This window comes from Rufibacter sp. DG15C (assembly GCF_001577755.1).
In the GTDB taxonomy this organism is placed as follows: domain Bacteria; phylum Bacteroidota; class Bacteroidia; order Cytophagales; family Hymenobacteraceae; genus Nibribacter.
Window position 1 is genome coordinate 2668790 of record NZ_CP010776.1, and the last position, 15814, is coordinate 2684603.

General features: G+C 30.6%; 13 protein-coding genes. 9 read left to right on the top strand and 4 right to left on the bottom strand.

Going from position 1 to position 15814, the window contains the following annotated elements; genetic code table 11:
* Positions 1-24 precede the first annotated feature (24 nt).
* The 9 genes from TH61_RS11395 (at position 25) to TH61_RS11440 (ending at position 11165) form a co-directional block, all read left to right on the top strand.
* Positions 25-1488: a lipopolysaccharide biosynthesis protein gene (locus tag TH61_RS11395; RefSeq protein WP_066509245.1), complete on the top strand. Its 1464-nt coding sequence runs from the start codon at positions 25-27 to the stop codon at positions 1486-1488.
* Positions 1485-2573, top strand: a complete 1089-nt coding sequence (locus TH61_RS11400; RefSeq protein WP_066509247.1) for a DegT/DnrJ/EryC1/StrS aminotransferase family protein — start codon at positions 1485-1487, stop codon at positions 2571-2573. The genes TH61_RS11395 and TH61_RS11400 overlap by 4 nt, the downstream gene beginning before the upstream one ends.
* A gap of 501 nt (positions 2574-3074) precedes the next feature.
* Complete coding sequence (locus TH61_RS11405; protein ID WP_157600692.1) at positions 3075-4031, top strand: glycosyltransferase; 957 nt, start codon at positions 3075-3077, stop codon at positions 4029-4031.
* 119 nt (positions 4032-4150) lie between these two features.
* Positions 4151-5308 carry a glycosyltransferase gene (locus tag TH61_RS11410; protein WP_066509252.1) on the top strand — a complete coding sequence of 386 codons (1158 nt, stop codon included), beginning with the start codon at positions 4151-4153 and terminating at the stop codon, positions 5306-5308.
* 48 nt (positions 5309-5356) lie between these two features.
* Positions 5357-6289 carry a glycosyltransferase family 2 protein gene (locus tag TH61_RS11415; RefSeq protein WP_066509254.1) on the top strand — a complete coding sequence of 311 codons (933 nt, stop codon included), beginning with the start codon at positions 5357-5359 and terminating at the stop codon, positions 6287-6289.
* 245 nt (positions 6290-6534) lie between these two features.
* A complete protein-coding gene (locus tag TH61_RS11420) occupies positions 6535-7605 on the top strand; it encodes a glycosyltransferase (protein ID WP_066509256.1) in 1071 nt (356 codons plus the stop codon).
* 98 nt (positions 7606-7703) lie between these two features.
* A complete protein-coding gene (locus tag TH61_RS11425) occupies positions 7704-8927 on the top strand; it encodes a glycosyltransferase (protein ID WP_071887835.1) in 1224 nt (407 codons plus the stop codon).
* A complete protein-coding gene (locus tag TH61_RS11430; protein WP_066509259.1) occupies positions 8927-9634 on the top strand; it encodes an HAD family hydrolase in 708 nt (235 codons plus the stop codon). Before TH61_RS11425 ends, TH61_RS11430 begins: the two co-directional genes overlap by 1 nt.
* A gap of 811 nt (positions 9635-10445) precedes the next feature.
* Entirely contained in the window at positions 10446-11165 is a 720-nt protein-coding gene (locus TH61_RS11440) for a transglutaminase domain-containing protein (protein WP_157600693.1), read from the top strand.
* Here the strand turns inward: TH61_RS11440 and TH61_RS11445 are convergent.
* Genes TH61_RS11445 through TH61_RS11460 form a run of 4 tightly spaced genes read right to left on the bottom strand, consistent with a single transcriptional unit; the run spans position 11160 to position 15655 of the window.
* Positions 11160-12497 carry a hypothetical protein gene (locus tag TH61_RS11445; protein ID WP_066509268.1) on the bottom strand — a complete coding sequence of 446 codons (1338 nt, stop codon included), beginning with the start codon at positions 12495-12497 and terminating at the stop codon, positions 11160-11162. The genes TH61_RS11440 and TH61_RS11445 overlap by 6 nt on opposite strands.
* A 41-nt stretch (positions 12498-12538) precedes the next feature.
* Positions 12539-13426: a hypothetical protein gene (locus TH61_RS11450; RefSeq protein ID WP_066509272.1), complete on the bottom strand. Its 888-nt coding sequence runs from the start codon at positions 13424-13426 to the stop codon at positions 12539-12541.
* Positions 13426-14328: a GNAT family N-acetyltransferase gene (locus tag TH61_RS11455; RefSeq protein ID WP_066509279.1), complete on the bottom strand. Its 903-nt coding sequence runs from the start codon at positions 14326-14328 to the stop codon at positions 13426-13428. The genes TH61_RS11450 and TH61_RS11455 overlap by 1 nt, the downstream gene beginning before the upstream one ends.
* Positions 14329-14380: 52 nt before the next feature.
* The gene (locus TH61_RS11460) at positions 14381-15655 is read right to left on the bottom strand and encodes a tol-pal system protein YbgF (RefSeq protein WP_066509282.1); all 1275 of its coding nucleotides are present in this window, start codon (positions 15653-15655) and stop codon (positions 14381-14383) included.
* Positions 15656-15814 lie beyond the last annotated feature (159 nt).

Genomic DNA, 15814 nt, shown 5'->3' on the forward strand with positions numbered 1-15814 from the left:
TTGTTAAAAAGAAAATCGCATTTAATGCATAAGGAGTTAAAGAATAAAGCAGTAAGCGGATTTATTTGGACACTATTTGAGAAGTTAGGATTTTATTTAATAAATTTTATTATTTCTATAATCCTTGCAAGAATTTTAGGGCCTAAAGAGTTTGGTTTAGTCGCAATGATATTAGTTTTTATGTCATTGTTAATGCCATTTATGGAGGCAGGGTTAAACAAAGCATTAATTAGAAAAACTAATGCAATAAATACAGACTTTTCGACTGTGTTTTGGTGGAATATAACACTTTCTCTACTGTTATACCTAATATTATATTTAGCTGCCCCAATAATTGCAAAATATTATAATGAAACAAGGCTAATAGCAATAGTTAGAGTATATAGTCTTAATTTAATATTAATCGCCCTAAATTCAGTCCAAAATGCTAGATTAGTAAAAGAGCTAAATTTTAAAGTCCTAACAATAAGAACTACCGTTAGCTCAATTTTAGCAGGTAGTTTAGCTATATATTTAGCTTGGACAGGTTGGACCTATTGGAGTTTAGTAATAAGAGATTTGTTTTCAACATTTCTAAGCATAATTCTATTATGGGTATCATCAGGGTGGAGGCCTAAATTAGAATTTTCAAAAAAGTCATTTAATGAACTGTTTGGGTTCGGATCTAAGCTTTTAATAACAGAGGTGATAGATACTTTTTTCAATAATATTTATCCTTTAATAATTGGTAAGTTTTTTTCAGTAACAAGTTTGGGATTTTATAATAGAGCTAAGTCTTTTACAGATATTCCTCAAAGTCTTTTTACTCTTGCTTCAGCAAGGGTGACATATCCATTGTTTGCTAAATTACAGAATGAAAATAAAACATTAATCTTAGCGTATAAAAAAATTTTAAAACTGATAGGTTTTGTATATTTCCCTATTTTAATGATAATTATGGGACTGTCAGAGCCTATAGTAAGAATTATATTAACAAAAGAATGGCTGCCTGTTATACCAATCCTAAGAGTGTTGGCATTTGTTGCTTTATTGTATCCAGTTCATTCAATTAATTTAAATATTTTATTAGTAAAAGGAAGGTCAGATCTCTTTTTGAAACTAGAAATTTATAAAAAAATATTAACAGTCCTAATTTTGATAGTGAGCTATCAATGGGGTTTAATGGGTTTAATTTATGGGCAGTTATTGTCTTCTGTATTGGCATTTTTTATTAATACTATTTTTTCAAATAAATTTTTGGAGTATGGGCCAATTAAACAATTGAAAGATTTAGCACCATCTTTGCTTCATTCAATACTTATTGGCTTAGGATTAATATATATAAATGAATATTTTGAAATAAACAATTTGTTCTATTTATTGTTTTATTCAACAGTTGCAATAGTTATATACGTGTTGTTTTCATGGATAATGAAAAATGAAGAGTTGAATTATGTAGTTAATGTATTGAAGCCAAAATTAAAAGTTAATTTTTTTGTAAAACGATGATAAATGTAACAAAAACGTTTTTGCCTCCAGTAGAGGAATACCAAGCTTACGTAAGATCAATTTTCCAACGATCGTGGCTCACTAATAATGGTCCACTTTTGAATGAATTGGAGGAAAAATTAAAAGAGTATTTGAGTGTTCAAAATTTACTTTTTTTAAGTAATGGTACAGTAGCAATTCAAATTGCAATAAAAGCGTTTGAATTAAGTGGAGAAATAATTACAACTCCCTTTTCTTATGTTGCTACCACTTCATCAATTGTATGGGAACAATGTAAACCAATATTTGTAGATATAAATCCATTTTCACTAAATATAGATTATTTAAAAATTGAGGAAGCTATAAATGAAAGAACAAGCGCAATATTAGCAACTCACGTTTTTGGCAATCCATGTAATGTTGAAAAAATACAAAGAATAGCAGATAAATATGGTCTTAAAGTTATATATGATGCTGCTCACTGTTTTGGTACAATTTACAAGGGGAAATCTATTTTCGAATATGGTAATGTAAGTACTACAAGTTTCCATGCAACAAAACTATTTCATACAGGAGAGGGAGGAGCGGTATTTACGAATAATCCAGAAATATTAAGAAAGATGTCCTTATTAAGAAATTTTGGACATACTTCTCCTGTTAGTTTTGACGGTATAGGCATAAATGCAAAAAACTCTGAACTTCATGCTGCTATGGGAATTTGTGTACTTAAATATATGGATGAAATTCAAGAAAAAAGAAAAACACAGTGGGATTATTATAAAAATAAGCTTTCCAACCTGGAAGTAAATTTTATTGAAATTACAGAAGGTACAGATAATTACAATTCATCCTATTTTCCAATTATTTTCAAAACTGAAAAGTGTTTACTAAATGCGGTAGGATTATTTAATTCCAAAAATATTTTTCCAAGAAGGTATTTTTACCCATCATTGAATACAGTTAATTATGTAGATAGCCAACAATGTCCAATTTCTGAAAGCATTTCAAAAAGGATACTTTGTTTGCCGTTATATCATGACTTATCTTTAAAAGAACAAGATATGATTTGTGAAATTTTATATACAAATCAAAATGAGTTACTATAGAATTGAGCGAAAATGATATGTTTAAGTTTGTAGTAAAATAAAATAATAAATGTAAATAACGGATAAAATAAACTTTTAAAATTGAGTGTGAGGCTTTTTAGATTCTGATATAAATGCTAATTAGAAAATATAATAATCGAAGTTTAAATGCTAAATTTTAAGAAGTTGATTTATTTGATAAAAACATTTACATACTTCATTGGTGGATATGTCAATATAATAAATTTAGGGTTGTGGTTTGAAATTTAAAAAATATATAAACTTTATTTATAATAGTCCTAATTAAAATAATATAATAATATTGTATTATATTATTTTAATACTTAAATATGGATAAAATAAATTTATACAAAAAAAATATTAATTACAAATATTGATATATGTAATTAAAAGTAAAATTAAGATAGTTCATTATTAGGATAAAAATATAATGGTATAGTAAATTAAATGTAACCATTAAATAATGGTTGTTTGAACTAGTTTTATTATAAATAAACGAGAGTGGAAAAAATCAAAGTAAGTGTGTGCATGATAACTTTTAATCATGGGCAATTCATTGAAGAGGCCATAAAGGGTGTTCTCTCGCAAAAAGTTGATTTTGGATTAGAGCTAATAATAGGTGACGATTGTTCAAAGGATAATACCATTGAAATTGTTAGAAATTATGAAATGGAATACCCTAATATAATAAAAGTTATTAGACCAGAGAGAAATCAGGGGATGATGAAAAATTTTTTGTCAACCATGCAGGCTTGTACAGGTAAATATATTGCTTTATGTGAAGGTGACGATTATTGGATTGATGAATTAAAATTGCAAAGGCAGATTGATTTTCTAGAAGGTAATAGTGATTTCGTTATATCATTCCATAATTCGAGATTTTTATTTCCAAATGGTAGTATAAAAATTCAGCATAAAAGAGGTGACCTCTTGTGTAATATGCAGGATTTAATTAAGGAAAATTTTATTGCGACAGCTTCATGTGTTTTTAGAAATAATTTATTTAAAGAATTTCCAGATTGGGCCAAGTCATTACCATTTGGTGATTGGACTTTACATATATTAAATGCGAATTATGGTAAAATTAAATATCACAGTGAAGTAATGTCGATATATAGGATGCATGAAGGAGGAGTTTGGTCAAATATATGGACGTCAAACGATCCTATAAAGGTTTTAAATGCAATTAGAGCTAAAATAGAATTCTACAACAACGTAGATAAATTGTTAAGTCATAAATATGCATGTATTATTGATAGGCAAAAGGCTAAGCTATTTGATAAAATGTTATATGAGTGTCTGAGAATTCGATCTGGATTTAAGCAAGATCTATTGTTGTTGAAATTCGGAATAAGCAACAGGTTAGTGTCCAGTAAATTCCTGATTAGTTTGTTAAAATATGCTTTAAAAAAGTATGTAATACTTCCTGTAAATAATTTAAATAAAACTGGGTTGTGAAAAAATAATTAATTTAGAGATTGTATCAAACTTAATAAAATAAAACTTAAGAGACTAACGTTATTAACAATAATCTATTAAGTTTAATTAAACTAAAGATTATTAAAACGTTTATTTGTATGAAAATAGCTCATTATTGTAACAAATTTTCTCCTTTATCTGAAACTTTTGTTTATGATGTTGTCAAGGTTTTGCAAAGTAATAAATTAGTTACAACAAGTGAGGTAATTACCCACATGCATATAAATAAGAACCAAAGACCTTATCTATATGTTACAGAGATTAAAGATGTAAGTTTAACTATTTTTCAAAAGATTTGGCATTTTGTTCTTGATAAAATAGGCTATAGAGCAGGAATAGAATACCAATGGAAGTTAAAAAGAATTAGGCTTTTCAATATATTAAAATGGAAAAAACCGGATATTATCCATGCTCATTTTGGACCTCAAGGTTGTATAATTATTCCAATAGCAATAACACTCGACATTCCTCTTGTTGTATCATTTCATGGGTGGGATGCTTTTGAGCTTACTAGAGATGAATTTTGGATTGGCCATATTAAAAGAATGTTTTTAAGTGCATCCAAAATAACAGTTGTTTCTAAATATATGCAGCATCATCTAATTTCCTTAGGTTGTCCGGAAAATAAAATAGAGATAATTCATGTGGGAAAGATTATTTATGATTATAAATTTATTAATAAATCAAAATTGGAGGTGAAAAATTTTGTTTCCATAGGAAGATTAGTTGAAAAGAAAGGACACTATGATAGTGTCAAAGCTTTTATAAATATTTTGAAAAAATACCCGCAGGCAACTTTAACTATAATTGGAGATGGTCCTTTAAAAGACGATCTCGAGAAATTTGTATTTTCAAAAAAAGCAGAAAATAACATTAAAATTTTAGGTGCAATTGATCACGAAATAACTAAGGATTATTTATATAAAGCTGATGCCTTTATATTATGTAGTAAAACTGCAGATAATGGAGACATGGAAGGAATCCCAACGGTTTTGATGGAGGCTCAAGCAATAGGACTTCCATGTGTAACTACTAGGCATTCAGGAATTCCAGAAGTATTAGATCAAGTTGCTCATGTGTTTCTTGCTGAGGAAGGAAATGTAGATGACATTGAACGTGCAATTTTGCTACTAATTAACACTCCACCAGATGTTCTTGATACTATAATAGTAAAAGGTAGAGAAAAGGTTGAAAGGGAATTTAATCTTGAGACTGAAACAAACAAGTTGATAAGTTTATATAAAGGTCTTTTGTAATATAATTATTGCTTCATCGATTTAAATTTATAAATAAAAATTTTAATTGTGAATAAACTACTCTTGAGTGTTGTTATACCTACATATAATAGGGGTGATAAAATTCTAAATATTTTGCATAGTTTGTCTAAGCAAACAATATCTTGTTTTGAGGTAATTGTTGTTAATGATGGTTCTACCGATAATACAGCTGATATATTGAATTCGCTCATAATTCAACAGTTTCCATATGATTTAAGGATTGTTCACTTGAATAATTGTGGTAGAGCTGGTGTAAGAAATGAAGGGTTTAGATTAGCAAATGCTGAACTTATAGTTTCGTTTGATGATGATATGCGTCCAGAATCTAACTGTTTAGAGGTTCATTTAAATCATCACAAAAAAAATTCAGGGTCTATTCTTGTTGGTGCGCAAATGGAAGATCCTTCGCTTGCTGAAACAGATATACAAAAGTATGCTGTTTTTGCACGTCAAGAATGGCAAAGAAATTTAGAAGCACTACATAGTCCTATGTTTGAAAATGAGATTTATATTACTGCTGGGAATTTTTCTATTGCAAAACAAACTTTTAATTTATTGAATGGTTTTGACCCTAGGCTTAATGCTATTATAGATTATGATTTAGCTATGCGAGCGACTGATCTTGGAATTCCAATTTATTATAATAAACAAGCATTTGCTTGGCATGATGATTTTATTACTTGTAGGTCTTATGTATTAAGAAGGCGACAAGGTACTGAGAATGTAAAAAAATTAATTAAATTAAAATATAATTTAGTTAAAAAATATCATCGTTACAAAAAATTAGAAATTAATAAGGGTAAAAAAATAATTTATTCTTTGTTTGCATTTCCTTTTTTAGTTAAATTTATTGATGAATTTAATTTTTTTAAATATTTACTTCCAAAAAGAATTAGGTACAAATTTTATGAGGCCGTAATTACTTCGTTAGGGAAATATTACGTAGATAAACCACTATAGGATTTTGTGTCTTAATACACTTAAAGCCCTTGTGCACTCAGTTGTTTTGTGCGCAAGGGCTTTAAGTGTGTAAAAGGAAGTTTTTTTGTCGTAAGATGAATTTTCAATAGTTATAAATCTTGAAACAAATAGCTGGTTTGGTTTTAAAATTATTTACAACTGTGATTAATAGAGTATAAAGGGTGAGTTTTTATTTTGAGTTAATAATTAATTAAAAATATTTTAGTAGTTAAACAAAATTAATAGTGGAAGGTAAAAGAACTGTAGTACATATAATCGATGGATTAGCTAGAGGAGGTGCCGAAACGTTGTTAGCTGGTGTGGTCAGTTCTTTGCATGATGTCCGTCATGTTATTATAAGTCTTAAGAAGGGTAACGACTTTGAAATTGAGCTGAAAGGAATTGATATTTGGTTTTTGGATTTTAAATGGTTTCATTCTATTCCTAGTGCCGTATTTGCTATAAAAAAAATATTAAGAAAATATAAAGTAGATATTATTCACTCACACCTATTTTTTTCTGTTATAATTTCTCGATTAGTTTGTTCAAACAAAGTAGTTTTAATTAATTCTTATCATGCTGTATTATATGGAAAAGAGGGTGCGGATTATCCAATTCATGCTAGATTATTAGATAGAATAACGTATAATGAGCGTATTATTACATTGTGTGTTTCCAATGGTGTGCGCATGAATTTAGGTAAGTATATAGGAATAAGAAATAATATATATGTTTTATATAATTTTATAGCAGATTCTTTTTTTAATAATTATAGGTTGCAACCGAATCTAAATTCTCATATTAAGGTTGTTTGCGTTGGAAATCTAAAACCTGATAAAAATTATCAAATTATTATAAAGGCAATTTCTTTATTATCCAGTCATGTTAAGAACCGTATTTCATTAGATATATTTGGACAAGGTGGGGAACTAACAAATTTACACAATAAGTGTAAAGAATTAGAAATTAATAATATTCATTTCAAAGGCATTGAGCCTAACATAGCTAATAAATTGCCTAAATATGACTTTTATATACTATCATCCAGATCTGAGGGCTTTGGACTGGCTGTTATTGAGGCAATGGCAATTGGATTGCCTGCTCTTGTTTCTAATTTACCCGTGCTCCGGGAAGTTACTAATGAAAAAGCCATTTATTTTAATCATGAAAATGCTGAAGAGTTAGCTTCGTTAATAGAAGAGTTTTCTTCAGGGAAATTTGATTTGCAATCAATTTCATATCAGGGGCACTTACATGCAAGTAATTTTACAAAAAGGAATTACTTAAAGGAGCTTATGCGTTATTATCAGATATGATCTATTGATATAGTTTTCAGATAACTGTTAAAATGTTAAATTTTTTTTTGGTTAGTTTTTTATCAACAGTATCTTTCATTTTGGTAATTGGTTAAAATATGCAAAATAAAAATATTTTATATTTATCCTATGATGGTATGACTGATCCTTTAGGTCAGTCACAGGTTTTGCCATATATTATAGGTTTATCAAAAAAAGGCTTTTGCTTTACACTTATTTCTTTTGAAAAGCCTAGTAGATTTGCGGCTAATAAAAGCTTAATTGAAAATATTTGCATTGAAAATGGGATAGATTGGCAGCCTATTCCTTTTAGCAGTAAACCACCTTTTTTGTCTAAGTATTATGATATCTATATGATGGAAAGGAAAGCTGTAAATCTACATAAGCATAAGAAATTTGCTATGGTCCATTGCCGTAGTTATATAAGTGCGGGCATAGGTGTTAAACTGAAAAAGAGGTTTGGAATCAAATACTTTTTTGATATGCGAGGATTTTGGGTTGATGAACGCGTGGACGGCGGAATGTGGAATCTAAATAATCCTTTTTTTAAACTTGCCTACAAATACTATAAAAACCAGGAAGCTAGTTATATAACAAATGCTGATGCTATTGTTAGTCTTACTGAAGCAGGAAAGGAGGAAATCCAAAACTGGGATAGTTATAATAAAAATAATATTGGCGTCATCCCTTGTAGTGCAGACTTTCAATTATTTCCTGTTAACAATGGTGAGCGCAAAGCCCTTGCCAGAGCTCTTCTTGGAATTAATAAGGATTCTTTAGTAATAAGTTATTTAGGATCTATTGGTACCTGGTACCTTTTAGATGAGATGTTGGAAGCCTATGTTTTTATAAAAAACAAATTTCCTAATTCACGTTTTCTTTTCATTACACCTGAGCCTCCTGAAATGGTTTATGAAAAAGCTGATAAATTGGGTTTACAAAGAGAGGAATTCATAATTAAGTTTGCTAAGCGTGCAGAGGTAGCACTTTTTGCCTCAGCCTCTGATATTAATCTTTTCTTTATTAAACAAAGTTATTCCAAGATTGCAAGTTCTCCTACTAAACTTGGTGAGGTTTTAGCATTAGGAATACCTGTTGTATGTAACTCTAGAGTAGGTGATGTAAAGGATATTATTGAATTTACTGAATCTGGTATTACAATTGATGAATTTAATAAGGAGAGTTACGAAAAAATTGTTGATCACATTCCTGAACTTTTAAAGAAGGATTCGGTTTCCATAAGAAGTAAGGCAGAAGAGTATTATTTACTCGATAACGCAATTGAGAAGTATTGTACTCTTTACCAGGAAGTTTTACAATAATGATAAACATTAAACCCAATTTCCCAGAATTGTCTAATGAAACTGAATTGTTTGTATTTGACATTTGTGATACTCTATTTTTATCAAACACTACATTCGATTTTATTGAATTTGCCTTAGGCGAAAAAGCATTGACTATTAGGAGTCTTTTGTTTAAGTTATTTACTAAACGTTTTTCTCCTATTTTTCTTTGTCTATATATCTTGCAAAAGGTAACAAAAGTTGATTGGCCTAAAAAGTTAGTTCTTAATTTGCTAAAAGGTTTTAGTAAAAAGGAACTGTATACATTAGGTAAATTATTTGAGCAAAGGTTTCTGCCTTCAAAAAAAATTGAGCAAACTCATCAAATGCTCAATAATCTTGTCGAAAACCATAAAAAGGTTGTGCTTGTGTCAGCCAGTATTGACCCTGTAGTTTCTGCTATTGCTTTTTATTTGGGTGTACCTTTTCTAAGCTCTATGTTAGAGTATGATGATGATGGGTTAACTACAGGAAATTTAACATTTGAGATGACGGGCAAAAAATTAGAAAATATTAGCCAGCTTTTGTCATTTCCAACTGCAAAGTTTGCAGTTGCCACAGATAATTTCTCTGACCGGAGTTTAGTGGAGGCTGCTCATCAACGTTTTGTTATTATTTATAATACACAAGCTCGACTTTTTTGGCAAGAGCTAAATCCTTATTTTATAGAAATTCAATCTAAATGAATATTTTTAGGTATTTATTCCCCTTTAGCTATTTTTTTCAAAGCCGTCTTCAAAAAAATAGGGATTTAATCTTCCATTTATACTATGAATGGTTGTTGGCATTTATGTTGTTGTATTTTTTATCTAACAATTCTTTTTTTTATGTTTTTAAGGACTTTATTCTAGCTTATTTAGCCTTTATCTCTATTTATGAAATTGGATATTTAGGAAATGATGTATATAGTGTTAGAAATGAAGATAACCCCCGTTTTAGAATTGAAAATTTTAATCCTAGCAATAGTCAGTTATTTGTTTGGATTTGTTTTAGAATAATAGTTTTTATTTGGGTTACTTTTTATTTGAATCTTTTTCTATCATACACATGGTGGGTGTTTCATTGTATTGTAGCTGTCTTCTTTTATTTACATAATGTTCTTAAGGAAAAGGAACTTAAGGTATTTACATTTGTTAATTTAGCTTTAACTAGATTTTTGGCTCCTATTTTTATTTTTTTAGAGCGAGAAGACTTGGCTTTAATAATGCCGTCTATATTTGTTACCTACGTTTTATATAGGTCTTTGACTTATATGGATAGTAAAAAACTCCTTAATATGCCCTCCCGTTCTCTAGTTGGATTTAAATTTAAATTCTATCTGTTAATAGGTGGAGTGAGTATTTTATTATCTGTCTTGTTTGTTTCTTGGATGCCATTGTTAATTAATTTATACTATTTGTTTTTTTGGTTTATTTATATTCTTAAAGACAAATTATTAGAATTTCGTAGGTAGTATTTTTGTTTGGTAGTTGTATATTATTAATTAATTCAACATATATGAAGGTTTTGAAAAATAGAGTTTGGTTTTTTATCCTTCCCATGATATTGGTTGCCTTATTTTGGATTCATCAAGTTGATCAAGATATTACTGAAAGGGACAAGGTTACTATAACTAAAATTTTGCAAGAAAATAATATTATACCTTTATCTGGTCCAGATAAGAATGATTTTCATGAGCAAATAAAATTCATTTCAGCTGTGCAAAAAGCTGTTCTGTTGACTGCACCTCGTAATAAAGGTTTAGATGAAGGGATGTCTAGGGAGCCTGAAGTTCTTTATAAGATGAGGTATGGGCATTGTTATGACAGAAGTCGTGCTATTGAAAAGATATTGAGACTTTCTGGATTCAAAACTAGGCATGTTTCGGTTTATAGCCTAGATGAAAATTCTGCCTTACATGCCTTTTTAAAACCTAAAACTAGATCTCATGCATTAAGTGAAGTATTAACTGTTAAGGGTTGGGTATTTGTTGATTCCAACGATAAACTGATAGGAGTAGATAAGTTTGGTAATCCTATTGACTTAACACAAGTTAAAAAATTAGGATTTAAAAATATTGTATGGTCTAAATATAATACTGAAAATTTCGATGGGGTTTATGCTACAAAATTTATGTATGTATATGGGCTTTATTCTAGACATGGAAAGTTTTACCCACCCTATAACTTTATTCCAGATCTTCATTGGGGTGAGTTAGTTTATAATTTTGGCTTATGATTTTCTTCTTATTGTTTTCTTAAGTATCATTAAAAGGGTGACGAAGAATGGTATAAGTGGTGTTCTGTACCTTACTAGGGTTCCATAGTTTCCTGATGTTAGACCAACCCCAATTGCAAATGTTAAAGTAAATACTAAGCAAAAAGTTAATAGAGGATTTTTGCGTATTGTTGATATTGTTTTAATAAATCCTCTTTTCCAAAATATAATTAACGTTGTTATAAGTAACCATGACGTTTCAATTGCTGCTAGCAGCATTACGGGGTTCCTTACTTCAAATAAGAATGGTCTATACAGTGACACAAGGATTGCCTGCGGAGCAGCGGTAATCATGCTCTGGATTGTCCCATCTAGCTTACCTACCGTATATGTTGACCCTGTTCTTGCTCCCACAGCTTTTCTTGCTGTTTGTCTTTCTAAGTAATTAGATGTTGTCGCTGCTGTTTCTGCTACATTTTCAACATCATATTCACTTCCTTCAGTTAAATTTGTTCCAGCTATATATCCTATGCCTATTCCTCCAATTATTAAAATTGGAGATATTACTGCTTTCAGGATTTTATTTTTAATCTTTTTATTGTTTTCCATGAATATCCAAAGGATAGCTGAAGGAACAAAACACAATAAAATATAGGTTTTTACTATTTGTATAGTAATTAATGATAATAATAATATAAGTGATGTTGTTATAATGGATGATTTTTGAATAAGGGCTTTATGAAAAGCCCAAAATGCCCATCCTAATGCCCCTATACAAATAGTATCTTTCATTAAGCCTGACCCCCAAAAAAATAATGAAGGCACAAAAAACACTCCAGTTGCTAATTCCTTATGGAATTTTGGGAAGATTTTTAATAATGCTATGTATAATGCATGTAGGCCTGAAAAGCTTAATAGTGCAAAAAATATAGCTATTATAGTGTATGTGTTGAAAGATAATAAGCCAAAAATAGTGGCCGTCTGTATTACAAAAAAATTATTCGTTGTGTCATACCAATCTATTCTTGAAATATATTTGTATGCTTCTGGATCATATCCAGCTTCTTTAAATAGAATCTTTAATCCTAATGTGGGGGATTCAAGTATAGCCTCATGAATTACCGAACTTTCTTTAAAATAATTGAAAGTATCTCCTGTTCCACCTGGTTCTCCACCACCATAGTAGAAAAAATACAAGCAACCTACTCCAATAGCGCCAAATAGTTTGACTGTTATTGCTGGTATAAAGTATCTTTTAGTTAATTTATTAGTTACTTTAGGTCTAATTCTATAAGCAATAATATAAACTATAATTAGATATATTGGTGTTAAAATTAAGTCTTTGTAATCCACAACAAAATTAATTTACTTGTAGGCATTGTTTGTTGGCTTCTTTAGATTGAAACCATCTTGTAATCCAATTTTAAACCGGTTTCCAATATATCTTTGGCATCGAAAAAATTTACATTTTTTTCTTTGCTTAGAAAATTAAATAGGTGCAGAGTGTTTGTTGCGTCTAAATCATAATCATGTGAATTTAATACTCCAGTTACTGTAGGTTGGTTTTTATCAAGTATATTAAGTGTATGCCTTTTGTAATCGTCATAAAAAGGTGTAGCTGGCGCTCCTATTAAGTTCTGAATTTCTTTTATAGATCCGGTGTTTTTTATATTCAGTTCAAATGGTTGACCGGTTTTTATACTATTTCTTAGCATAAGATCATGAGAAAATTGATTTCTGAAATAAATGTGTTTGGAAAAACTAAAATCATATTTAAATCCTAACTTTATAAGTATTTCTATTAAGTCTTTATTAGTAAACCACCATCCTCCTGCATATATTCCGTTATGCTGTAAATTGTTTTTGTAAAACCATTCCAAGTCCTTTTCAACTTGGTGGCTTACGTGAAGTTTTGAAAAATTATTACTTCTTATTTCTGATTCGTGCCTCTTAAAATGAGTGGTATTTAAATAAAAATGCCCATGGTATCCAATGGTTGCTAATTTACTTAACTCTTTATATCTGTCTGCTAGTTGATTTGAATTGCAATTATTTTTTTGCATTCCATCAATTACTTTAGGATTCACTCCTGACATTACTGTGCATATAGGTTTTTTTCCTGTTATTATTTCATATTCTTTGCAAAAAAATAATAAATTTTTAAAGATGTTATCATCAAATACCATTTCTGTGTGAAATACATAGCCTAAATTAAAACTATATGTATCTGGGATTTTATATGGTATTATTTTATACCAAGCCTTTTTAAGTAATATCTTCATTAGAAATTATTTTTTATACCTGGCATAAAATTGAAAACATCATTTGATGATAATTCGCTTTTTAATGGATATACAACAAACGGTTCCACAAAAGGAGCTTCTTTTGGGCTAGTAAATAAATTTTTATAAACTGATGTGTTATGAAATATAAATTGTACAAAGTTGATTTTGTATTTCATTATTAACTTTTTGACACTTTGTTTGAAGAAATGTGGCTTATTAATTATCATTCCGCCCACGCTAAAATAGGAGATGTTAACTGGTCCTATTTTTTTAATTAATTTTATCCCCCATATTAAATTACCTAGGTCTTCATAAACAAGTAAGTCTGTCCCGTGCTCTTTGGTTTTAGCATCTATCAACTGGTATTCGTTTTGATAAAAGCTTTTTTCTGCATAAAGAACATCTGTTTCTTGCCATTTGCCAAATGCATTTTCAAATAACAAAGGAACATTTGGCACATTTACTTTTAAAAAAGGGCCAAAGTTTTTATAATTTAATTTTTTAAATACTGGCCCTGAGTTATGGTTCGGTATGCCATATAAAAATCCTGCGCCTAACTTTATTGCTTCCTGTTTTCCAAATTCAATAATGCTGGGAAAAATTCCTTTCCCTCTGTATTCTTTTGAGGTGCAAACTGAACAATGGTGGAAACAATTTATAATCTCTCCATTTTGTAAAAAATCATGGGATTTAAATGCAGTAAAACCGATTAATTTAGCTTCATCAAATGCGCCAACATAGAACGATGGTGGTGAATTTGATATAGAATTATCGTAATATGTATTTAAAAGTATTTTCTGCCATGTTAAATTAAGGTTGAATGTAGTGTTTATTAACGTAGCTACTTGTTCTCCTATATTTGACTCTTTTAAATCTATAATTCTTATGTTGTAACTCATGGTTTAACTCTCATTTTAAAAACATTATAAAAGGGTGATGTAATTTGTATTTTTACATCACCCTTCTGTTTTTTCTTAAATAAGCCTTTGCTTCCTTTTCAGAGTCTGACTTTTTATTAGCAAGCTTCAATACAGTTTCATAATACTGTTTGGCCTGCTTCACATTCTTTTCCTTTTCACTTATTCTAGCTAAGTTCACAAATGATGCGATATAGTAGCCAGACTCTTGTTCGCCGCTCTGCTCAGCAAAGCTAATGCATTGTTTGTAATAGTCCTTGGCAGCTGTGAAGTCTTTATATTTGTTTTGATAAATATAAGCCAAGTAAAAGCTGGCATACCGTCCACTGATAGACTCATAGCCAAACGTCTTCTTTTTAACTTTATCTAGGATAGCCATAGAGGTTGATTCCACCGCCGGGAAATTGCCCTGAGTGAATGCCATACGCGCGAAGAACCGTTGGAAGTAGGGGTTATCTGGATAGGTGGCTGCTAGGTATTGGGCTAGAGACATGGCTGCTGCATCATTTTTGGCATCGTTGGCATAAATCTTCATCAAAAAGAACTTGGACTCCGTGCCGGTGTAGAAGCCATTGAAAGCCACTTGTTGTAATTGACGCAGACCTAAAGCTTTGTTTCCATTAGGGAAGAAAAGGAGCACAGGGCGTAATAGCTTATAATTTTCCTTAATCCAGACGGCATAGTAATTAAACAAGCCTTCCCCAAACAGGAACTCATCACTTAGCCCATTTGCTTTTCTGCTTTTCTGCAGGTAGTCCAGGGCGCGGTTACTCATAATGGCTGCTTTACGCCAGTTCTTGCGCTCTGCCTGCAGGCGTGCGCCAAACCCGTTTGCCGCTGAAAGGAAGAAGGCCGCCTCCAGGTTATTCTTGTCTACGTCGTAGAGGTTCTCAGCAAACGTAATGGTAGAATCCATGTAGGCCATGAACGTGGCATCATACCGTGTGTCTCGTATATTAGAGGGCACCATCTTCCACCAATTGCTTAACCCCAGCAGGAAATAGGGCATAGGATGTTTAGGATACCGGCGTCTCAAAGACTTGAACTGCTTCTCAGCGGTTTCAAACTTGAAGTTGTACATGTTGTCTACCGCACCACCCAGCTCGTTTTTGATGTCCTCATTCAGCAAAAGCCACCCTTTGATGTTCAAGGCCTGCGGAAGCACTTCTACAGAGTCCAACATGATTGAGCGCTTCAAAGAGTCCAAAAGTTCTTGGTCTATCTGCTGTTGCTTGGTGGTGTCCTGAATTTGCGCAAACGCTGTAGAAATACAGAAGAAGGGCAACAGGAAGAAAAAAATCTTTTTCATTCAATTTCTCGAAAACAGGCCAAAAACGGTTAGCTGACCCGCCAATGTAAAGGGTTTAGGGTAAAACGTTTGCGTTCCCACAACAAGTACATGTCAAACTAGGTTTCATACCGATGTCTTGGCTAGAATGTTTTTCGCTTGTTTTGGCAAAAGTAGGCC

Bases quoted from the DNA above. Each gene is read 5' to 3' on its own strand.
- TH61_RS11395 (WP_066509245.1), top strand. From the start codon at position 25: ATGCATAAGGAGTTAAAGAATAAAGCAGTAAGCGGATTTATTTGGACA.
- TH61_RS11400 (WP_066509247.1), top strand. From the start codon at position 1,485: ATGATAAATGTAACAAAAACGTTTTTGCCTCCAGTAGAGGAATACCAA.
- TH61_RS11410 (WP_066509252.1), top strand. From the start codon at position 4,151: ATGAAAATAGCTCATTATTGTAACAAATTTTCTCCTTTATCTGAAACT.
- TH61_RS11425 (WP_071887835.1), top strand. From the start codon at position 7,704: ATGCAAAATAAAAATATTTTATATTTATCCTATGATGGTATGACTGAT.
- TH61_RS11430 (WP_066509259.1), top strand. From the start codon at position 8,927: ATGATAAACATTAAACCCAATTTCCCAGAATTGTCTAATGAAACTGAA.
- TH61_RS11440 (WP_157600693.1), top strand. From the start codon at position 10,446: ATGAAGGTTTTGAAAAATAGAGTTTGGTTTTTTATCCTTCCCATGATA.
- TH61_RS11450 (WP_066509272.1), bottom strand. From the start codon at position 13,426: ATGAAGATATTACTTAAAAAGGCTTGGTATAAAATAATACCATATAAA.
- TH61_RS11455 (WP_066509279.1), bottom strand. From the start codon at position 14,328: ATGAGTTACAACATAAGAATTATAGATTTAAAAGAGTCAAATATAGGA.
- TH61_RS11460 (WP_066509282.1), bottom strand. From the start codon at position 15,655: ATGAAAAAGATTTTTTTCTTCCTGTTGCCCTTCTTCTGTATTTCTACA.